Origin of the sequence: Antrihabitans stalagmiti, from assembly GCF_016482825.1 — a bacterium.
Classification (GTDB): domain Bacteria; phylum Actinomycetota; class Actinomycetes; order Mycobacteriales; family Mycobacteriaceae; genus Antrihabitans; species Antrihabitans stalagmiti.
Window position 1 is genome coordinate 785,190 of the sequence record NZ_JAEMNV010000002.1, and the last position, 19,380, is coordinate 804,569.

At 63.5% G+C, this 19,380-nt stretch carries 20 protein-coding genes; 7 read left to right on the forward strand and 13 right to left on the reverse strand.

All coding sequences use genetic code 11. The features are described 5' to 3' along the window. Nucleotides 1–10: 10 nt before the first annotated feature. The 3 genes from JGU71_RS07685 to JGU71_RS07695 all read right to left on the reverse strand — a co-directional run bounded on the left by JGU71_RS07685 (nucleotide 11) and on the right by JGU71_RS07695 (nucleotide 4,553). Nucleotides 11–1,294 carry a sigma-54-dependent transcriptional regulator family protein gene (locus JGU71_RS07685; protein WP_199703415.1) on the reverse strand — a complete coding sequence of 428 codons (1,284 nt, stop codon included), beginning with the start codon at nucleotides 1,292–1,294 and terminating at the stop codon, nucleotides 11–13. A gap of 72 nt (nucleotides 1,295–1,366) precedes the next feature. Next, nucleotides 1,367–3,013: an AMP-binding protein gene (locus tag JGU71_RS07690; protein WP_199703416.1), complete on the reverse strand. Its 1,647-nt coding sequence runs from the start codon at nucleotides 3,011–3,013 to the stop codon at nucleotides 1,367–1,369. A gap of 64 nt (nucleotides 3,014–3,077) precedes the next feature. Further along, complete coding sequence (locus JGU71_RS07695) at nucleotides 3,078–4,553, reverse strand: SDR family oxidoreductase (RefSeq protein WP_199703417.1); 1,476 nt, start codon at nucleotides 4,551–4,553, stop codon at nucleotides 3,078–3,080. An 80-nt stretch (nucleotides 4,554–4,633) separates the two neighbouring features. Between JGU71_RS07695 and JGU71_RS07700 the strand changes: the two genes are divergently transcribed. The 3 genes from JGU71_RS07700 (at nucleotide 4,634) to JGU71_RS07710 (ending at nucleotide 7,550) form a co-directional block, all read left to right on the forward strand. Next, the gene (locus JGU71_RS07700; protein WP_199703418.1) at nucleotides 4,634–5,605 is read left to right on the forward strand and encodes an SDR family NAD(P)-dependent oxidoreductase; all 972 of its coding nucleotides are present in this window, start codon (nucleotides 4,634–4,636) and stop codon (nucleotides 5,603–5,605) included. A gap of 76 nt (nucleotides 5,606–5,681) precedes the next feature. Next, nucleotides 5,682–6,230 carry a dihydrofolate reductase family protein gene (locus tag JGU71_RS07705; protein WP_199703419.1) on the forward strand — a complete coding sequence of 183 codons (549 nt, stop codon included), beginning with the start codon at nucleotides 5,682–5,684 and terminating at the stop codon, nucleotides 6,228–6,230. Between the two features lie 129 nt (nucleotides 6,231–6,359). Continuing rightward, a complete protein-coding gene (locus tag JGU71_RS07710; protein WP_199703636.1) occupies nucleotides 6,360–7,550 on the forward strand; it encodes a metallophosphoesterase in 1,191 nt (396 codons plus the stop codon). 108 nt (nucleotides 7,551–7,658) lie between these two features. Here JGU71_RS07710 and mftG read toward each other — a convergent pair whose 3' ends face one another. From mftG to JGU71_RS07735, 5 genes are all read right to left on the reverse strand, one after another. Then, a complete protein-coding gene (mftG, locus tag JGU71_RS07715; protein WP_307829545.1) occupies nucleotides 7,659–9,149 on the reverse strand; it encodes a mycofactocin dehydrogenase MftG in 1,491 nt (496 codons plus the stop codon). After that, a complete protein-coding gene (gene mftF / locus JGU71_RS07720; protein ID WP_199703420.1) occupies nucleotides 9,142–10,539 on the reverse strand; it encodes a mycofactocin biosynthesis glycosyltransferase MftF in 1,398 nt (465 codons plus the stop codon). Before mftF ends, mftG begins: the two co-directional genes overlap by 8 nt. A gap of 93 nt (nucleotides 10,540–10,632) precedes the next feature. Further along, nucleotides 10,633–11,334, reverse strand: coding sequence for a mycofactocin biosynthesis peptidyl-dipeptidase MftE (gene mftE / locus JGU71_RS07725; protein WP_372433124.1), 702 nt, complete (start codon nucleotides 11,332–11,334; stop codon nucleotides 10,633–10,635). After that, entirely contained in the window at nucleotides 11,324–11,515 is a 192-nt protein-coding gene (locus JGU71_RS07730) for a hypothetical protein (RefSeq protein WP_199703421.1), read from the reverse strand. The genes mftE and JGU71_RS07730 overlap by 11 nt, the downstream gene beginning before the upstream one ends. 3 nt (nucleotides 11,516–11,518) lie before the next feature. Next, nucleotides 11,519–12,097: a CGNR zinc finger domain-containing protein gene (locus JGU71_RS07735; protein ID WP_199703422.1), complete on the reverse strand. Its 579-nt coding sequence runs from the start codon at nucleotides 12,095–12,097 to the stop codon at nucleotides 11,519–11,521. Between the two features lie 231 nt (nucleotides 12,098–12,328). On the opposite strand from JGU71_RS07735, the gene JGU71_RS07740 reads away from it, so the two are divergent. Beyond that, entirely contained in the window at nucleotides 12,329–13,087 is a 759-nt protein-coding gene (locus tag JGU71_RS07740; protein ID WP_443623699.1) for an SDR family oxidoreductase, read from the forward strand. A gap of 6 nt (nucleotides 13,088–13,093) precedes the next feature. Here JGU71_RS07740 and JGU71_RS07745 read toward each other — a convergent pair whose 3' ends face one another. The 5 genes from JGU71_RS07745 to mftA are packed head-to-tail and all read right to left on the reverse strand — an operon-like array spanning nucleotide 13,094 to nucleotide 16,756. Then, nucleotides 13,094–13,906: a mycofactocin-coupled SDR family oxidoreductase gene (locus JGU71_RS07745; protein ID WP_199703423.1), complete on the reverse strand. Its 813-nt coding sequence runs from the start codon at nucleotides 13,904–13,906 to the stop codon at nucleotides 13,094–13,096. 36 nt (nucleotides 13,907–13,942) lie between these two features. After that, on the reverse strand, nucleotides 13,943–15,118 hold the full coding sequence (gene mftD / locus JGU71_RS07750; protein ID WP_199703424.1) for a pre-mycofactocin synthase MftD: 1,176 nt from the start codon (nucleotides 15,116–15,118) through the stop codon (nucleotides 13,943–13,945). Beyond that, nucleotides 15,118–16,329: a mycofactocin radical SAM maturase gene (gene mftC, locus JGU71_RS07755; protein ID WP_199703425.1), complete on the reverse strand. Its 1,212-nt coding sequence runs from the start codon at nucleotides 16,327–16,329 to the stop codon at nucleotides 15,118–15,120. The genes mftD and mftC overlap by 1 nt, the downstream gene beginning before the upstream one ends. After that, a complete protein-coding gene (gene mftB / locus JGU71_RS07760; protein WP_199703426.1) occupies nucleotides 16,326–16,628 on the reverse strand; it encodes a mycofactocin biosynthesis chaperone MftB in 303 nt (100 codons plus the stop codon). Before mftB ends, mftC begins: the two co-directional genes overlap by 4 nt. A gap of 32 nt (nucleotides 16,629–16,660) precedes the next feature. Next, nucleotides 16,661–16,756, reverse strand: coding sequence for a mycofactocin precursor MftA (mftA, locus tag JGU71_RS07765; protein ID WP_199703427.1), 96 nt, complete (start codon nucleotides 16,754–16,756; stop codon nucleotides 16,661–16,663). Nucleotides 16,757–16,852: 96 nt separating this feature from the next. On the opposite strand from mftA, the gene mftR reads away from it, so the two are divergent. From mftR to JGU71_RS07780, 3 genes are all read left to right on the forward strand, one after another. After that, nucleotides 16,853–17,482 (forward strand): mycofactocin system transcriptional regulator MftR, encoded by a 630-nt coding sequence (mftR, locus tag JGU71_RS07770; RefSeq protein ID WP_307829547.1) that lies wholly within the window; start codon nucleotides 16,853–16,855, stop codon nucleotides 17,480–17,482. A 64-nt stretch (nucleotides 17,483–17,546) separates the two neighbouring features. Beyond that, nucleotides 17,547–18,209 (forward strand): mycofactocin system transcriptional regulator MftR2, encoded by a 663-nt coding sequence (gene mftR2 / locus JGU71_RS07775; protein ID WP_199703429.1) that lies wholly within the window; start codon nucleotides 17,547–17,549, stop codon nucleotides 18,207–18,209. A gap of 83 nt (nucleotides 18,210–18,292) precedes the next feature. Next, nucleotides 18,293–19,351: a ferredoxin--NADP reductase gene (locus tag JGU71_RS07780; protein ID WP_199703430.1), complete on the forward strand. Its 1,059-nt coding sequence runs from the start codon at nucleotides 18,293–18,295 to the stop codon at nucleotides 19,349–19,351. Nucleotides 19,352–19,380 lie beyond the last annotated feature (29 nt).

Here is a 19,380-nt window from a genome sequence, read left to right on the forward strand (position 1 = left end):
TAAATCCGACCTACCCGCGCAACTCGCGATCCAGCAGCGCAATTCGGGCTCTGACCTGGGCATACAGGGACGATCGCGGATCGAGCGAACCGAGGTACGCCGTCCAGGCGGACAGGTCTTCGCGACCGTCGACCGACGACGTCCACCGCCGGAGCAGGTCTGTGTCGGCACTACGCAGCAGCGCGGCTTGCACCCGCGCACGGAGTTCTTCGCGCACCCGATAGACCCCGGGTGCATCCGAGGACGGCAGCACCGGTCCGGCGTAGTGCGCAACAGCAGACCGGACGTCGCCTCGATCGAGGCCGGCTCGCACGTCGCCGATGTCGGAGTCCATCGCGGCAAGAAGTCGGTACGGTCGCGATCCGAGGACGTCGGATCCGAGGATCTTGCGCAGCCGAGACACTTCGGCACGGATGGTGACGGGATCGAGCACACCTTCGTCGAGCAGCATTGCGATGTGCTCGGCGCCCAACCCCTCCGGATGGTCGAGCAGTAGAAGCAGAATCTCGGCATGCCTGCGCGACAACGCAATTCGCTCACCCGCACGCACAAGTGCCGGACGCGAACCGAGCACCTCGAGGCGCGGGGGGCGACGGTCGAGCGGAGAGGCGTTGAGCACATGGAACCGCAGTTCGGATTCGGCAGCGGCAACGGTCGCCCGGATCAGCGACAGCACTTCGGGTACCGCGACACGGGGACCGCCCGTGATGTCGATCGCCCCGAGTATCCGACCACTCACCGGATCGTGGACGGGTGCCGCGGAGCAACTCCAGTCGTGCACGGTGCGACTGAAATGCTCGGCACCGAAGATCTGAACGCAATGGTCCAACGCGATCGAGGTACCGGGAGCGTTGGTGCCGACGCTGTCCTCGCTCCAGTCCGCACCTTCGGTGAAGTTGATTCCGACCGCTCTGTCCTTCGCCGCGGTGTCGCCCTCGACCCACAGCAGCCGACCGTGTGCATCGGTGATCGCGACGAGCAATCCGGTGTCGGCGGCGTCCTCGACGAGCAACTTGCGAATCACGGGTCTGATCAACGCCATCGGGTGAGTCGACCGGTACTGCTCCAACTCGGAACCGCTCAAGGACGAGACGCCCGACGACCGATCCGGATCGACACCGTTGCTGCGACTGCGCTGCCACGAATCGAGGACAACGGTCCGCACGCCGTCTGCGCCGGCGCTGTCGACGAACGACTGATGCGCCGACGACACTCGACGTGCGAGCGACACGACATCATCCCCTGGGTGCAGTGCAATCCAAGGGTTGGCGTGCGCAGTCGGCTGCGTCGTCATCAGGCGAGCGTCTCCCGTCGTTGCTCTCTACTGTAACGCGGCTCACACCGGCAATGTTCCGTGAGAGGCGTGTCAGCCACCGCTGGTGATCAACTCCGCGGCCAGTTCGCGCATTTCGATCTTGCGGACCTTACCTGTGACGGTCATCGGAAATTCGTCGACGATGTGGACGTACCGCGGAATCTTGTAATGCGCGAGTTTGCCGGTGCAAAACGCTTTGACCGCGTCGACGTCAAGTGGTGTCGCGCCGTCCTTCATCCGAATCCACGCCATCAGCTCTTCGCCGTACTTCTCGTCGGGAACGCCGATCACCTGAGCATCGAGAATGTCGGGATGTGAGTACAAAAATTCCTCGATCTCCCGCGGGTAGACGTTCTCGCCGCCACGGATCACCATGTCCTTGATGCGGCCCGTGATCGCCACGTAGCCGTCGGCGTCCATCGTGCCGATGTCGCCGGTGTGCATCCACCGCGCCGCATCGATGGCATCGGCCGTCTTGTCGGCGTCGTTCCAGTAGCCGAGCATCACCGAGTATCCGCGAGTGCACAGCTCGCCGGCTTCGCCACGTCGAACCGTCGATCCGGTCGCTGGATCGACGATCTTGATTTCCAGGTGCGGGCCGACCTGCCCGACCGTCGCGGTCCGCTGGTCGATCGTGTCGTCGGCCCTGGTCTGCGTCGACACCGGCGACGTCTCGGTCATGCCGTAACAGATGGACACCTCGCTCATTCCCATCCGTTCGATGACCTGCTTCATCACCTCGACCGGACACGGTGAACCTGCCATGATCCCGGTTCGCAGACTGGACAGATCGAAGGTGTCGAAGGAGGGTTCGGACAGCTCTGCGATGAACATCGTCGGCACACCGTAAAGCGAGGTGCATCGTTCTGCCTCGACAGCAGCCAAGGTCGCTTTCGGATCGAACGCCGGGGCCGGGATCACCATCGCCGCACCGTGAGTCGTCGCAGCGAGGTTTCCCATGACCATCCCGAAGCAGTGATAGAACGGCACCGGAATGCAGATGCGATCGACCTCGGTGTAGTTGCACAGCTCGCCGACGAAGTAGCCGTTGTTGAGGATGTTGTGGTGACTCAACGTCGCACCCTTCGGGAAACCCGTTGTCCCCGAGGTATATTGAATGTTGATCGGATCGTCGGACGAGAGCTGCGCCTGCGCCCTCGCCAGCGCGTCGCGCTCCGCTGCACTCCCGACTGCCAACAGTGCTGCCCACTCGTCGCGACCGATCACAATCACGCGCGACAAGTCGGGACAGCTCGGACGTACCTCGTCGATCATCTCGACGTAGTTCGACGTCTTGAACTCCGCTGCGGCGACGATCATCACGATGCCCGCCTGCTTCAGCACGTACTGCAATTCGTGCGAGCGGTAGGCCGGGTTGATGTTGACGAGGATCGCGCCGATCTTTGCGGTCGCGTACTGCACGATCGTCCACTCGGCGCAGTTGGGGGACCAGATTCCGACCCTGTCGCCCTTGCCGATTCCAGCGTCGAGCAGACCGAGCGCAAGCGCGTCGACGTCGGCAGCAAGTTCTCGGTAGGTCCAGCGACGACCCGCCGCGCGATCGACGAGTGCGTCACGGTCGCCGAACGATTCGACGGTTCGATCGAAGTTGTCGCCGATGGTGTCGCCGAGCAGCGGCTTGGTCGACGGACCCGACGCGTAGCTCGGCTGGGTCGAATGATTCGAAAATGCGCTCATACCGTCCGACGGTAGTGACACCACTCACACTCGACTACCCCCGAACGGGGGCACCTTCCGTTGCCTACACTTCTTTCGCCCGCATCGCTGCGCCTGTGATGTTGTTGACCATGCCTTTGAAGATGATCCCGTGGAACGGGACGAGCGCATACCAGTAACTCCTGCCCGCGATGCCACGCGGAAGGAAGATTGCGCGCTGATCGAGCCGCGAACGACCGGGCCCGGTCGACTCGACCCGCCATTCGAGCCACGCTCCACCGGGAGCACGCATCTCCGCACGCAGTCGCAGCAGCGTCCCACGCTCGATGTGCTCGACCCGCCAGAAGTCCAGCGCGTCACCGGTGTGCAGACGCTTCGGATCTCGGCGCCCACGTTTGAGGCCGACGCCGCCTGCCGCGCGATCGAGCCATCCACGCACCGACCACGCAAGCGGGAACGAATACCAGCCGTTCTCGCCGCCGATACTCTCGATCACCGCCCAGACCGTCTCGGCGTCCGCCTCGCATTCCTTGCCTCGCTCGTCGGTGAAGACGATCTCGCCCGCCCAGTCCGGATCGGACGGTAGCGGATCCGACGGGGCACCCGCCGACGAGGCGCTCGCCCAATTCGTCTCTACCTCACCGGTTTCCACCTTGTGCAAGGCGAGACGAACAGCTTCGCGATAGGGAATCAGGCCTTCGTCGGGTCGGGAGATCAGTTGATCGATGTCGTGTTCTTTCATCACAGCGTCGTTGTCGATCGACTCGATCAACGCGCTGCCGATCGCTTTCGGAATCGGCGTGACGAAGCTGATCCAGAGTCCCGCAAGTCGAGGTGTGAGCACAGGGAGAACGATGATCCGCCGACGCCGCAGACCGGCGACCTCCGCGTAGCCCTTCATCATGTCCGCGTAGCGCAACACGTCGGGGCCGCCGATGTCGTAGGTCCTGCTGGTTTCGATCGGCGCGTGTGCGGATTCGACGAGGTAGTGCAGCACATCCCTGACCGCGATCGGCTGGATCAGGTTGTTCACCCACTTCGGGGTTGTCATCACCGGAAGCCGGTTCGTCAGGTGGCGCATCATTTCGAACGACGCCGACCCGGATCCGATGACGATTCCGGCCTGCAGCACGATCGTCGGGACACCCGACCCGATCAAGATTTCACCGACCTGCGTGCGGGACCGCAGATGTGGGGACAGGTCCGACTCGTCGGGGTGCAGACCACCGAGGTAGACGATGCGTCCGACACCGGCGGCGACGGCCGCTTTGGCTACGTTCTCCGCGCCGATGCGTTCGGCGTCGACGAACTCGCCACCGGAGGACATCGAGTGCACGAGGTAGTAGACGACGTCTATCGACTCGAATGCGGCGACCAGTGAATCCGCGTCGCTGAGATCGCCGCGCGCGATGTCGACGTCGTCCGCCCACGGCACGTCGTTCAATTTCTCGGGTGAGCGGGCCAGGACCCGCACACGATGACCTTCGGCCAACAACAGCGGGGCCAGCCTGCCACCGATGTACCCTGTCGCCCCCGTCACAAGTACGCGAAGCTCGCCCATCAGTTGTCTCCCATCGTTCGACAGTGTCACCACTGCGCGGGTACCCCCACACCGACAGGATATCGATGCACAATAGATGCATGAGCCGAACCCGCGGGCTGTCCCGCTTGCTCGACACCGCGTTGGACCGCGCTGTGGTCCCCGGCTACTCCCGAATCGGGTTTGTTGTTCGTCGCAAAAGTTGGGCAACCGACGATCCGGCACCCGCCGCCTTGGCCGGCAAAGTCGCGATGGTGACCGGCGCGAATTCCGGCATCGGAAAGTCGACCGCCGAGGGACTTGCTCGGCTGGGCGCGACGGTCCTGCTTGCGGTTCGCAACGCGCAACGAGGCGAACAGGCCCGCAAGGACATCGTTGCGAATGTTCCGGGCGCCGATGTTCGAGTCGAAGTATGCGACATCTCCAACCTTGCCGACGTCGCGAATTTCGCTGCCAACCTGATGGCACGCTTCGACAGTGTCGACGTACTCGTGCACAACGCTGGCCTTATGCCGCCGACCAGAACGGAGACGAGCGAGGGCCACGAGGTCGCCCTGGCAACCCATGTCCTCGGTCCAGTACTTCTGACCGAGCGGCTCGCACCGGTTCTGTGCGCGGCAGGTGGCGCTCGCGTCATCTTCGTATCGTCCGGCGGGATGTACACCCAAAAGTTGCGTGCCTACGACCCGGAGTTTCGGCACGGTGCGTACAAGGGCGCGGTCGCCTACTCGCGCACGAAACGAATGCAGGTCGCGATCACCCCGTACCTCGCGGATCGCTTTGCACAACAACATATCTCGGTCCACAGCATGCATCCCGGCTGGGCCGACACCCCAGGCGTGGCCGACTCGCTGCCCGCCTTCGAACGCATCATGGGTCCGATCCTGCGGACCGCGGCCGAAGGTGCCGACACCGCGGTTTGGTTGGCGGCGACGCAACCCGAACCACCCACGGGTCAGTTCTGGCACGACCGCCGCATCCGGCCGGCGCACTACCTACCGGTGACACAAGAAAGCGCCGCCGACCTCGAACGCTTCCTTCGGTTCTGCACGACAGCAACCGAGACGATGTAACGCCCGCACCCGCAACGGACACTGTGCTGAGAGAAACCACATCACGTTCGGGACGGCGACGGAGAGGGTGACGGACATGCGCGGAGTTCTGCTCGATATGGCGGTGTCGCTCGACGGCTACATCTCCACACCGGAGGGCGGCGACGCCGGTCTGTACAACTGGTACTTCTCGGACGGTCCGAAAGACAAAGAGATCGTCGACGAGATTCAGGCGATCACCGGCGCGATCGTCCTCGGCCGCAACGCTTACGCCGTCACCGACGACAACACGGGCGACGTCGCCGACGAGCCCTACCAGGTGCCGCATTTCGTGATCACACACAATCCGCCCGCATCACCCGTCGCCGATCCTCGTATGCGATTCGTCACAGACCCCGCGACCGCCCTCACTTCGGCCGCAGCAGAGGCCGGTGATCGCTACGTAACGGTCGGCGGCGGTGCCGACATCGTCAGACAAATGTTGCGCGCGAGCCTGATCGACGAGGTACAACTGCACGTCGCACCCGTACTACTCGGAGCGGGTCTATCGCTCTTCGATACCCTCGACACCCACGTCGGTCTGACGCCCGTCCGCACGATTGCGGGCGAAGGTGCGTTGCATGTCTGGTATCGCGTCGACAAGTAACGTGAAGGGCCTGCGGCCTCGTGCGTCTTTTCGGACGGCCCCACCACCGAAAAGACTCACGAGTCGCGGAGCGACCCGACTGCGGAGGACCCTGCCGTGCCCGATTCGACCCCTGCCGATTCCAACACCATCGATACCGACCCCGCTGCGATCGTCGACGAGGCTGTGACGCCGCGACGCTCTCGTCGTGCGTGGCTGCGCCTGATCCCCGTCTTCGCAATATTGGCGCTGCTGTTCGGTGTGCCGTGGTGGACCCTGGTCTACTCGTCTGTGGAATGGCCGACGCCGGTCACCGTCGCTGGAACCGTGTTGTTCGCGGGAGCGCTTGTCGCGCTACCGATCTTGATGATGCTCGGGCACGGGCGTCGACATCTGGACCGCGCCGCCGTTGCCGGTGACGTGCTTCTCGGCGTCGCCTGGGTGCTGTTCGTGTGGAGCGTGATCGGCGATATCGCGCGGCTTGCCCTGGTGCTGGCCGGTGTCGACAACCCGACGCGGTCACGCATCGTTGCGGTCGCGGTCGTTGTCGTCGTGGCAGTCCTGCTGGCGTGGGGCCACTACGAAGCAATGCGGGTGCCGCGCATCAAAAACGTCGACGTCACTGTTCCGCGACTCGGCGCCGACCTCGACAACACACGCGTCGTAGTTGTCACCGACACGCACTACGGACCGATCAACCGCGCCAAGTGGTCCGCCGGCTTGGCCGACGCAGTCAACGGTCTCGACGCCGACATCCTCTGCCACGTCGGAGATATCGCCGACGGCACCGTGTCGCAACGTGACAACCAGACGGCACCGCTCGCGTCCATGCGCGCGAAACTTGCTCGCGTCTACGTCACCGGAAATCACGAATACTTCAGCGAAGCGCAGGGCTGGCTCGACTACATGCAGGACATCGGCTGGGACAGCCTGCACAATCGCCACCTCGTCGTCACCCGAGGGGATGCCACACTGACGATCGCCGGCGTCGACGACGCCACTGCCCGCGCCTCCGGCCTCGCTGGGCACGGCGCCAATCTCGCTGCGGCACTTGCAGGTAGCGATCCGCAACACCCCGTTCTGCTGCTCGCCCATCAGCCCAAGCAGATTTCCCAAGCCGTGAGTGCCGGTGTGGACCTTCAGCTTTCGGGTCATACGCACGGTGGTCAGATCTGGCCGTTCCGCTATCTGGTCCGGCTCGATCAGCCAGTGGTTGCGGGTTTGAGCAAGCACGGTGACCGTACGCAGCTCTACACCAGCCGTGGGTCCGGTTTCTGGGGTCCGCCGTTCCGAATCTTCGCGCCGAGCGAGATCACCGTCATCACACTGAAATCAGCCTGAGGTCGTCGGAGGACTGACACGGTATTGCGAATCACGTTGTCTGGCGGGTTTCTTAGGAAGAAATACGCCAAATAGATTTTCTCGCAGCACTTTCGAATTTCTTGTGTATCAAAATTGCTCTTGGACAATAAGTTCCGCAGCCCGCTCGGCCATCATCACGATCGTTGCATGCGGTCCACGGCGCAGCGGCGACGGGATGATCGACGCGTCGACCACCGACAATCCGGTCACTCCGAACACCTGGCAGCGCGCGTCTACGACAGCACCGTCGGCGGCAGAGCGGCCCATGCGACAGGTACCACCGAGATGCTGCGAGGTGCCGAGGTGCTCGAGAAATCGAGCGTCGGAATAATCGGGTGACACCGCGTCCACAACTCCCCGTCGAATCAGGTCGTCGAGCAGTCGACGTCCCGTCAGAACAGCGTCGTGCATTGCTGCCCTGTCCGACTCGCCCTCGAGGTACCGGTAGTCGACACTGACATCGGTCCGCGGATCGGAGTCCTGCAGCCGAACCGACCCTCTCGACCTCGGTCGCATCAGCACAACACCCAAGCGCTGCACTACATCACCGCTTCCGGGCACCAATTCTGCGAAAGGTGCTGTGTACGGCCTGAATTCGACGTCATCGGTGTTCAGCACAACCTGCAGCGCAGGCACGTCGACGGCGCCTACGCGAGTCGGCCGATACGGAATCCCCACTTCCGGATGATCGAAGAACCCGGCACCGACACCGGGCAGCGCGGTCACGACAGGCACTCCAACCGATCTCAGCTGCTCCGGATCGCCTATACCCGAACGCATCAGCAGTGCGGCAGTCTCGATTGCGCCTGCGCACAACACAATTCGACCAGCCAAGATCCGCCTCGCGATTCCGTTGGCGACGGCGTCGATCCCGATTGCTCGGTCGGCGTCGAACAGCACCCGTGTCACCGTCGTATTCGAGTTGACTGCGAGATTCGGTCGGTGCAGCACCGGCAACAGATAGCCGATGGCGGTACTGATTCGGCGACCGTCCCCGATATTCGACGGCACAGGGCCGACACCTGCTGTCGCTGCCGGAGCGTTCTTGTCCGGTTCGTCGACGAACCCCGCGTCGAGGCACGCCGTGTAGAACTCCGAGCTCAGCGGAGTGAGTCGGTAGCCGCTGTCACGTCGTACCGGAATCGGACCCGAGGATCCGTGAAACTCGCCGCCGAAATCCTGATCGTTTTCCAGCGCACGGAAGTACGGCAGCACCTGAGAGAACGACCAGAGCTCCTGCGGCCAACCCTCGAAATCAGCCGACGTCCCACGGATGAAGTAACAACCGTTGACGGCGCCGGAGCCGCCGAGCGCACGCCCACGTACGATCTCCGTCACCTGACTGGGCCGCAGTTCACCTCGATATCTGCGAACGAAAGGCGCACCCGGACCTACCGGCAGCCTGCCTGGATCGAGAAGCTCGGGGGGGCAGCCGGCCACGCTGCTGTAGCCAGGGCCCGACTCGAGTAGCGCGACGGAACGCCCCTCGGCCGCACTCAATTTGGCGGCAAGCACACATCCGGCGCTGCCTGCGCCAACGATCGCAACATCGACCTCATGGGGAAGCAGATCAGTCACCCAGAGTCGGCTTCAACGCCTCGATGCTCCGCGCCTGAATCGCACCCTGCCAGAGCCCCGTGCCGTATGCGATGTCGTCGAGCCGCTTGAACGCGATGTAGCGGACCGGGTCGAGGCCGCCGGTCTCCCTGTGCTTCAACCAATCTGCGACACCCTCCGACACAGCGAGTGCCAACGCGACTTGTCGTATTCGCCTCGAGAAGATGATCGCCAGCAGAGTGATCGGCCAGTAGTGCCGGAACATGGCCGACGCAATTTGCCACAGCCCCGCAACGAAGCCGCGCGCGACGAAGATGGCCGCGACCCGCGTCGGCTGATCGAGATCGTCGAAGACCTTTCGCAATCGGAACATCGCCACCGAGAGCGACACGAGGGCGCCGAACAAGCCGAGACGGGTCAGTGTTGCGAGCAACGCGATCGCCGCGACTGTCCACTTGGATATCGACAGGGGCGACACCTTGCCGGTGTGCCGGGCCGCGAGCGGTGCTGCGCCGGTCCCGTAGAACATCTTGCGACCGAACCACTGACCGAACGACACTCGGTGGTCGTGCGCGACCTGTGCGGCAGGTTCGTACCGGAGTCGCCATCCAGCTTGCTCGAGCCGCCAGCACAGGTCTACGTCCTCGGCTACATGCATCGTTTCGTCGAAGCCACCCTCGTCCAGCAGAACGCTGCGCCTGGCGAGCATCGCGGCCGACGGAACATAGGAAACCTGGCTGCGCGCGCGGACGGCGGATTCCTGACGCCCGAGATCGAGCGACGATCGACTGTGCTCGTAGCGCGCCAGCTCGTTGGATTCGGGGTCGAGCGCGACAATTCTCGGCGCTACCAACGCAACCTCGGGGTCGCTGAAATGACCGAGCATCACTTCGAGCCAGCCCTTGCGAGGGACGACATCGGAGTCGAGAAATGCTACGAATTCAGTTGTAGCTGCACGCATTCCGGCGTTTCTCGCTGCCGCGGGTCCACGCGCGACCTCGTGGCGAATGACCGATACACTGCAGCGGCACTCCCCTGCCTGCGGCACCTGCACCGGCACATCGGAACCGTCGTCGACGACGATCACGTGGTGGCCCCGCAGTGCCGCCAACAGTCGGTCGAGTCCGCCGACGTTGTTGCGGAGCGGAACTATGACGGTGACGTCGTCGGTCGACGGAAGCAACCTCGGACGCGGATTGGCAACCCCGGAATCGAGCAGCCTGCGAGCGACGACAGCAGTCTGAGGATCCGTCACTTCGAGGAACCCGTCACCGATCATCGCGGCGGCGGACGGCGCAAGTTTCAACATCCTGGTCGGTGAGCCACCGATGAGTACCCGACCATCACGGTAGGTACGCACTTTTGGATCGATACGCACCCCAAAACCGTCGGGTAGTCGACCTTGGCGCATCAGGCGATGGTATGCGGATTTGCCCATGCCGTGTCACTGTGCGGGAAATTAACATTGCTCAGCAGATAACGAAACGGTCAAGGTGGCCTGTTTTCAGGTCAACATGCCGTCCGAATCGGGTTTCCATCGTGCTACGGCGGAATTCGACCGCACCACCATTGCTGCGAGCAACTGCTCACCCTCGTGCGCATTTGCTCCGGTTGGGTCACCGAGCACGCCGTTGGGCGAGCAGGCACGAACGCCTTCGGCACGCAGCGTCGGCAGCAGCTGCGCCATCGGATCCGTATTGCCAGGTTCCGCACGGTGGAGCCGAACTCGGTCCGGCGCGATGTGCAGCAGCAACGACGTCTCGGTCCTGCCGGCGTGGGCGTCTCCGCCGGGGACCGCGCAGGGCAGCCAAACTACATCACGGGCTTCGAAACGTAACTGCCGCACCGCATTAGCGATCGACTGCGCATTGCCGCCGTGTCCGTTGACGAAGAGGACACGAGCGGCCCATCGGCAACTCGATCTGCCGTACTCGATGAGCACCGATTCGAGCGCAGCCGCGCCGATCGATACGGTGCCGGGAAAGTCTTCGTGCTCGCCGCTTGCCCCGTAGGCGATAGCCGGTGCGAGCACGGTTCCGGTCAGTTGTGCGGCGACGGCGACCGCGATGGTCGTGTCCGTATCCAGTGGCAGGTGTGGTCCGTGCTGTTCGACGGACCCGACAGGAACGGCCAAGGTGTCGGTTCCATTGCGGCGGTCGGACCACACACTGCTGCCGAGATTGCTCACAGCGACGTCATCGAACACAGGTTTGCAGGCTATTTGCTATGGCGAGTTCCAGACGTTCCATGGCGGCCTGCCAATGCTTGCGCTGCTGTTTGCGCAGCACCGACCACACCTCGTCGACGCCGAATCCGAGCGTCTTGGAGACTCCGATCTCCCAGCCCGCACCCTCGGTCTTGCCGACAGGTACCGATACTTCTGCCATGGCCTACCCCTTCTCGAATCGTCTTCTTGTCCGGGCCTTGTCGCGGTTGCCGCAACGGGACATGGCGCACCAGCGTCGCGCACCCGGACGGGAGGTGTCGACGAACAGCAGCGCACAATCTGTTGCGGCACAACGCTTGACCCGATCCGCATGGGGTCCGCTCAACAGTGCGATCGCATCTCTCGCGATAGCGGAGAGCACCTGAGCTCCATCGGCGTTGCGACCTCGGTCCAACTCGAGCACACCCGACCGCAGCACCAGCTGCGGTACCGGGTCCGCTCGTTGCGCAACAGCGTTCAGGTGCGCTACTGCGTCAGAGGTCGGGAGCTTTCCATCGGCCAGTCTATTGGCCATGTCCCACAACGTCTCTCGTAACCGATGCGCAGCACGCAGGTCGGCTTCGTCGATCCGCACCGCACTCGGGTCGGACACGACGCCACTCGAGTGCGCCCAGGCAGCCACGTCGGTAGGCGTATGCAACGCCTCCCAACACGACCGGTCACCCTCTCCGCCGGTGTAGACGAGGTCGAGCCACAGCGCTCCGGTCACCACCGAGAAGGGCATTCCCTCCGATGAGCGCATCGAAACGCTCGGCCGGCGATCCATAGTAACCACCATAACTGGTTACTAAGTTCACGCAAGCCCACCGAATCGGCGGGCGACCGCGAGCACGATGGCCAGACCGAAAGCAAAAGTTGCAGTATGGGTTCGGCGATTCATCGGCTGATGCTGGCCAGGATCGTGAGGTTTCGACAGATCGTGAACGACGCTAGCCTCGACCCTGCACGCCCCCTACGAGAAACGAGAACACCCGTGCCGACGAATGCGACAACCAAGCGTTTTCTCGTGACAGGCTCGACCGGCCAACTTGGTAAGCCGACGCTGGCGGCTCTGACCGCCGCGGGCCATGACGCGCGCGGCCTCACCCGACGCGGCGGCGCCGACGCAGTTGCCGCAGACCTGCTAACAGGCCACGGCGTCGACGAGGCACTGGTGGGTATCGATACGGTCGTGCACCTCGCGACGACCAACGGCAAGAAGGATCTTCTGATTGCAGAGCACCTGGCTGCCGCTGCTGTCCGAGCGAAAGTTACTCACCTGGTGGTTGTTTCGATCGTCGGGATCGACGAAATACCCCTGTCGTTCTACAAACAGCGCGTTCGAATCGAAGAGATCATGCACGCATCGGGTATCCCACTGACACTGCAGCGTGCGACGCAGTTCCATTCGCTCGTCGATTCGATGTTCTCGTCCCAGCGGTTCCTGCCGGTGGTCGTTGCCCCGGCTATCCGGCTCCAGCCGATCGCCGTCGAGGAGGTCGGGGCAAAGTTGGCCGAGTTGGCCGTCGGCCCGCCGCTCGGCCGTGTACCCGACATCGGCGGACCCACCCAACGGACGATGAAAGATCTGCACGGTGCATGGCGGGCGGCGACCGGAGGCAAGCGACCGGCCGTCGGTCTTCGGTTGCCCGGCAAGCTTTTTGCGGCCTACGACGCCGGTGTCAATCTCGTGGAAGGACCGACCTACGGGCGCAGCACGTTCGAGGCCTATCTTGCGGACAAATACCGCTGATACGAGTCAGACCTTCGTTGCGCCCATATCGAGCGCGAGCTGGCTACCAGTCACAGTCCTCGATGCGTCGCTCGCGAGCCAGAGCACCGCATCCGACACGTCGTCGGGCGCCGCGAGCGGACTGTCGGTGAGTATCGAACCGAAGCTCGCGAGGTAGCGCGGATAGTTTCGGAACACCGCAAGCGCGTTGGCGTCGTTGCCCATCGGCGTGTCGACGCCGTAGGGGTGGATCGAGTTCACACGAATCTTGAATTCGCCCAATTCGATTGCGGCACTTTTGGTCAGGCCGACGACGCCGTGCTTGGCAGCAGAATAGTGCGCCTGGGCGGGTAGCGCCTTGAGTCCGGCCACCGAGCTGACGGTGATGATCGAGCCACCGTTGCCCGCCGCGATCATCGCCGGCACCGTTGCCTTCAACGTCTTCCACACGCCGGTGAGGTTGATGTCGAGCAGCGTCGACCATTGCTCGTCCGGCATCTCCCAGAAGCGTGACCAGTTACAGATGCCCGCGTTCGCGATCACGATGTCGAGCCTGCCGAACTGCTCGACCCCACGATCGACGACCGCCTGCAACGCCGAGCTGTCCCGGACGTCCGCCTCGGCGACCAGAGCTTTGCGACCCTCCGCTTCGATCAGATTGCGTGTTTCGGCCAGATCCTCGGCGGTAGCTGGAATGTAGCCATTGTCGCTGGACACGGCTGCGCACACGTCGACCGCGATGATGTCGGCCCCTTCGCGCGCCAGTCGGATCGCATGATTGCGACCTTGCCCACGAGCAGCACCGGTGATGAAAGCGACTCTGCCTTCGAGCTGACCCATATCGAAAGATCCTTCGTCGAATGTCGGTTGGGGGGGTTACGCGCCGAGCACGCGTTCGAAACCAGGCTTGATGACGAGATCTGCGGGACTCAGGTCCGCGATCGAGGAGTGGCCGAGACCGAGGAGCGCGGAGTCGATGCCGCTGCGCAGAATGTCGAGCACGTTCTCGACACCCGCTTGGCCGTTGGCCGACAGACCCCACAGGTATGCCCGGCCGATCATCACAGCGCGCGCACCGAGGGCAACAGCTTTGACGACGTCACTGCCGCGCCGGATGCCACCGTCGAGCACGACCTCGATCTGCTCGCCCACCGCTTCGGCCACCGCAGGCAATGCCCGGATCGGCGCAGGTGTGCCATCGAGATTGTTCCCACCGTGGTTGGACACCGAGATCGCCGTAACACCGGCATCGACAGCACGTTTCGCGTCATCGAGGCGCATGATCCCCTTGAGCATAAAAGGACCGCCCCACGCCTCACGCATCCATGCGACGTCCTCCCACGAGGGCGGCGGGGTCTGCATCCATTCCCCGTAGGCGCCGAAAAACGTCGGCGGAACCTGACCGGGGAGGACGAAGTTCGGTGTCGTGAGATCCGGGATGCGACCGGTCTTGGCGAATTCGGTCAACCACCTCGGCCGCGACAACGCCTCCGGCGCGAACCGCAGCATTGCACGAAGATCCATCTTCTCGGGGATCACCGGGGAACCCCAATCACGGCCGTGCGAGAACGACCAATCGAGGGTGACGATCAAACCCGTGGCGCCGGCGGCACGGCCACGTTCCATACGAGCGAGTATGTCGTCGCGACTGCCCGCCCAGTACATCTGGAAGAAGGTCTGCGGGTTTGCCGCGATCACATCTTCGATCGGCTTGCTCGCGAAGGAACTGAGCCCCATCGCCGTTCCACGCGCGGCGGCCGCACGAGCCACAGCTACCTCACCGTCGGGGTGCACAGCCTGCACGCCGGTCGGCGAGATGATCACCGGCATCGAAATGGGTTGTCCCATAACCGTGGTCGACATCTCACGCTTGGCCGACAGTCCTGCGACGTGCGGCGCGAAACCGAGTTCGCGGAAGGCAGCACTGTTGTCGTCGAGCGTAAGTCCCTGCTCCGACCCAGCGATCAGGGCGCCGTAGACCGACTTCGGAAGTCGCTTCTTGGCGCGCCGCTGCGCCTCGGCGACGGTTTCGAACCATGGATTGCGCGCCATCAGACAGACTCTTTCGATCGCATTCCGGAGAGGGGATTTTCGTCGCAGGCACGGGCAGGTGGCGTCACCATCAGGGTCAGGGGCACCGGTGCGCGCGGGGCGCGGCGGTTGCCGGTGCGGGAGTGGTCCACGTGCGACTTCGGCACGGTACGAGCTGCCGTCAGTGCCGACTCGCCGTAGCCCTCGACACATTCCGGGTCTGGTCCGTCCATCGGAAGTCCGGTGAAGAACTTGGCGGCCATACACCCGCCGCGGCAGGAGTCGTAGTGATTGCACTTGCTGCACGCACCACCTGTGGTGGGTTCGCGCAACTCCGCGAAGAGTTTCGAGTGCTGCCATACCTCACGAAAACCACCGTCGGACAGCACGTTTCCTGCAAGGAACTGTTCGTGGATCGCGAACGGGCAGGCATAGACGTCACCGACTGGATCGATGAGACACACCACTCTGCCTGCGCCACAGAGGTTCAGCCCCGGCAGCGCATCACCGAACGCCGACAGGTGGAAGAAAGAATCTCCGGTCAGCACGCCTTCGCCGTTACGGACGAGCCAGTCGTAGAGTTCGCGCTGCTGCGCGTGGGTCGGATGCAGGTCGTCCCATACGTCGGCCCCTCGGCCCGACGGCCGCAGGCGGGTAATGCGCAGTGTTGCACCGTACTTGGCGGCGAGTGCTTTGAACTCGTCGAGCTGGGAAACGTTGTGCCGCGTCACGACCACCGAGATCTTCGCGTCGGAAAAGCCCGCCTCGGCAAGGTTCTCCAAAGCGCGTACGGCCATCGCGAACGAGCCCGGACCCCGGACCGCGTCGTTGACCTCGGCGGTGGCGCCGTCGATGGAGATCTGGACGTCCACGTAGTCGCTGGCAGCGAGGCGAGCCGCGACGGACTTGTCGATCTTGACGCCGTTGGTCGAGAACTTCACGCCGACACTGTGAGCGGTCGCGTAGTCGACCAGCTCCCAGAAGTCCGCTCGGACCGTAGGTTCGCCGCCGCCGATGTTCACGTAGAACACCTGCATCCGCTCGAGTTCGTCGATCACGGCCTTGGCTTGCTCGGTGCTGAGTTCGCGCGGATCACGCCGGCCCGACGAGGACAGGCAGTGCACACACGAGAGGTTGCAGGCGTAGGTCAGTTCCCACGTCAGACAGATCGGAGCGTCCAGTCCGCGTTCGAACTGGTCGACCAATCGGCCGGGTGCTGTGGCTGCGGTCATCGGGGGTCAACTCTCTCGTCTGCTGCGGCGGTCGTCGGCACGATCATGTGCGAATCGGCAAGTGTGCCGAGCGCTTTCGCGTAGGCCGGTGCCGTATCGGCGTCGATGCCGGCAGCGGCGAGCGCAGAGCGCACATCCGGATGCGCCGGCAGGCTGGTCACGATCTCGACGATCGTCTTGTTCTTGAGGAACGACAGTTTGCGCGTGCCGAAGTGATACAGCAACGCGCCGAACGGTTCCGGCCGCAGCGATACCTGTGGATGCAGCTGCCACCGGGCATCGAGGTCGAGGCTCGTCACGGGACTACTACCCGACTACTTTTCGCCGGAGCTCAGTAGACGCCGCACATGCCGTCGATCGACACTTCTTCGACAAGGGTTTCCTCTACAACGTCGGACTCGACGGCATCTGCGGGATGATCGGACATGACGGCCTCCTCGAAGCGGTTTTGAGATGTCGATCACACTGTAATGGCATCGAGTGCATAAATGGAAGACCCAAGTTGGAAGACCGAAGGAGCACAGTGCGACCACACGTCGATCAGTCCACAAAAGTCGGTCGGCGACCATCGACGACCAAGGATTCGATCAGCGCGACCGCGATCGAACTGTTCGTCACACACGGCTTCGACGAAACGAGCATCGACGACATCGCCGCAGCAGCAGGAATAGCGCGACGCACGTTCTTCCGCTACTTCGCATCGAAGAACGCGGTTCCATGGGGCGACTTCGACGTCCACCTCGACGACATGCGTGCCCACCTGTCCGGACTCTCCCCCGACCTACCCCTCGCCGAACGACTCACGATGGCACTGCTCGAGTTCAACACCTTCCCGCCGGATCAGGCCGAGAAGCATCGCAAGCGGATGGAACTCATCCTCACAGCGCCTGCGCTGCAGGCGTATTCGCTCGTAATGTACGAGGGCTGGCGCAACGTCGTCGCCGAGTACGTTGCCGTGAGCACCGACAGCAAACCCGACGACCACGGTCCGCGAACGGCGGGATGGATGATGCTCGGCATCGCCCTCGCCGCCTACGAACAGTGGCTGGGCGACGACTCCCTCGCATTGCCCGACCTACTGGCCCGCGGCTGCAGGCTCCTCGATTCCGGCCTCGCGGGCCTGGTGGCGCAGACACGAACGGACGCCGACTAGCGGGGCACTAGACTTGCCAGGATTGTCCGACCAGCCCAGATCGACAAGCGGAGCCGACCCAGCGATGAATCAACCCCGAGCAGCAGCCGAGTCCCCGGAGGGTTACGGCGCCGACCGGTCCGCCCGCCCGGCGGGCTCGGGAACGGGTTCGCTGTCGGAGGCCGAAATCGTCGAGGCTGCGCTGCGGGTCGTCCGGGTCGATGGCGTCGAGAAGCTCTCGATGCGACGTCTGTCCCGCGAACTCGGCGTGTCTCCGATGGCCCCGTACTACTACGTTGCCGACAAGAGCGGCCTGCTCGACTTGGTTGCGTCGGCCGCACTTGCCGGCATTCACGTTCCCGACATCGGCTCCGGAACCTGGCAGGAGCGGTTGCGCGAACTCATCGACCAGATCGACGAGAAACTGCGCAAGCACCCAGGGCTCGGCGATGTACTGCTCGAGCAGATGCTGCGCAAACAACTCGATCTCATCGATGCGGTGATGGCGATCCTGTTCGACGCCGGCTTCTCGGCACGAAATGTGCTTGCCGCCTACGCAACGATCCATACCTACCTGTTCGGCCGTCGTCGCGTCGGCAAGGCGAACCCGGCGGACATGCCGGACCAGCTGCCGGAGTCACTGGCGAGGGCGACCAAGCACATGGCAGATCTGAACGGCAAGTACGTCTACCAGTTCGGGATAGAGACTGTGATCAGCGGCCTGGAAGCGCAACTTGTTCGCCAGTAGCCGTCCCAGTAGCATCGATACTAGAACACGTTCTACTTTTTGATCCTTGCTCGAAGAACCAAGCGGAGAGGAGTTCGTCAGAGATGACCAGCGTTGACGACGTGCCACACGGCTCTCGATCGGTATTACTGACCGTCTCCGGAGTGATCGACGAGACGCCCGATGCCCGTTCGATCGAATTCGCTGTCCCCGACGAACTCCGCGATCGCTTCGTCTACAAGCCCGGACAGTTCTTGACCCTACGGATCCCGAGCGATCGCACCGGATCCGTTGCACGCTGCTATTCCCTTGCCAGCTCCCCCTTCACCGACGACCGACCGAAGGTCACCGTCAAACGCACGCTCGAGGGTTACGGCTCCAACTGGGTCTGCGACAACCTCGCGGTCGGAGACACCGTCGAGGTCCTGCCACCGTCCGGTCACTTCACGCCGAAGAATCTCGACGACGACCTGCTGCTGCTCGCTGCGGGCAGTGGCATCACACCGGTCATCTCGATCCTGAAATCCGCACTGTCACAAGGCACGGGCAAGGTCGTGCTGCTGTATGCAAACCAGGACGAGGCTTCGGTCATCTTCGCAGCAGAGCTACGCGAGCTGGCAGCTCAGTACCCGGATCGGCTGCTGGTCACCCACTGGCTCGTCAGCCTCAACGGGCTGCCGTCGGTCCCGCAGCTCGCACTTGCCGCGGCGCCCTACCTGTCCTACCAGGCGTTTATGTGCGGTCCCGGATTGTTCATGGACGCGGTGCATCGTGCCCTCGACGATCTGGGCGTTCCGCGCAGTCACGTGCGCTCCGAGGTGTTCAATTCCCTTGCCGGCGACCCATTTACAGATTCGACACCCGTCGAGCTTTCCGACGAGGACGCAGCCGACGCAGCCACGGTCGACGTCGAACTCGACGGCGAGGTCCACAAGCTGAGCTGGCCGCGCAAGCAGACCCTCGTCGACATCATGTTGGCCAAAGGCATCGACGTTCCGTACTCGTGCCAAGAGGGCGAGTGCGGTTCGTGCGCCTGCACGGTGCTGGAAGGCAAGGTCGAGATGGACAATGCCGAGATCCTCGATCCGGAAGACATCGAAAACGGCTACGTCCTCGGCTGCCAGTCGCACCCGGTCTCCGATTACGTCAAAATCGAGTTTTAGGCGGCTACGACATACCCCCGTCGCTTCGC

What these genes read in the sequence shown, in the direction of transcription:
- JGU71_RS07695 (WP_199703417.1), bottom strand. Translation starts at nt 4,553, where the DNA reads ATGGGCGAGCTTCGCGTACTTGTGACGGGGGCGACAGGGTACATCGGT.
- JGU71_RS07700 (WP_199703418.1), top strand. Translation starts at nt 4,634, where the DNA reads ATGAGCCGAACCCGCGGGCTGTCCCGCTTGCTCGACACCGCGTTGGAC.
- mftA (WP_199703427.1), bottom strand. Translation starts at nt 16,756, where the DNA reads ATGTCCGATCATCCCGCAGATGCCGTCGAGTCCGACGTTGTAGAGGAA.
- JGU71_RS07780 (WP_199703430.1), top strand. Translation starts at nt 18,293, where the DNA reads ATGACCAGCGTTGACGACGTGCCACACGGCTCTCGATCGGTATTACTG.
- mftC (WP_199703425.1), bottom strand. Translation starts at nt 16,329, where the DNA reads ATGACCGCAGCCACAGCACCCGGCCGATTGGTCGACCAGTTCGAACGC.
- JGU71_RS07730 (WP_199703421.1), bottom strand. Translation starts at nt 11,515, where the DNA reads ATGGCAGAAGTATCGGTACCTGTCGGCAAGACCGAGGGTGCGGGCTGG.
- mftD (WP_199703424.1), bottom strand. Translation starts at nt 15,118, where the DNA reads ATGGCGCGCAATCCATGGTTCGAAACCGTCGCCGAGGCGCAGCGGCGC.
- JGU71_RS07735 (WP_199703422.1), bottom strand. Translation starts at nt 12,097, where the DNA reads ATGCGCTCATCGGAGGGAATGCCCTTCTCGGTGGTGACCGGAGCGCTG.
- JGU71_RS07705 (WP_199703419.1), top strand. Translation starts at nt 5,682, where the DNA reads ATGCGCGGAGTTCTGCTCGATATGGCGGTGTCGCTCGACGGCTACATC.
- JGU71_RS07745 (WP_199703423.1), bottom strand. Translation starts at nt 13,906, where the DNA reads ATGGGTCAGCTCGAAGGCAGAGTCGCTTTCATCACCGGTGCTGCTCGT.
- mftF (WP_199703420.1), bottom strand. Translation starts at nt 10,539, where the DNA reads ATGCGCCAAGGTCGACTACCCGACGGTTTTGGGGTGCGTATCGATCCA.
- mftR2 (WP_199703429.1), top strand. Translation starts at nt 17,547, where the DNA reads ATGAATCAACCCCGAGCAGCAGCCGAGTCCCCGGAGGGTTACGGCGCC.
- JGU71_RS07690 (WP_199703416.1), bottom strand. Translation starts at nt 3,013, where the DNA reads ATGAGCGCATTTTCGAATCATTCGACCCAGCCGAGCTACGCGTCGGGT.
- JGU71_RS07685 (WP_199703415.1), bottom strand. Translation starts at nt 1,294, where the DNA reads ATGACGACGCAGCCGACTGCGCACGCCAACCCTTGGATTGCACTGCAC.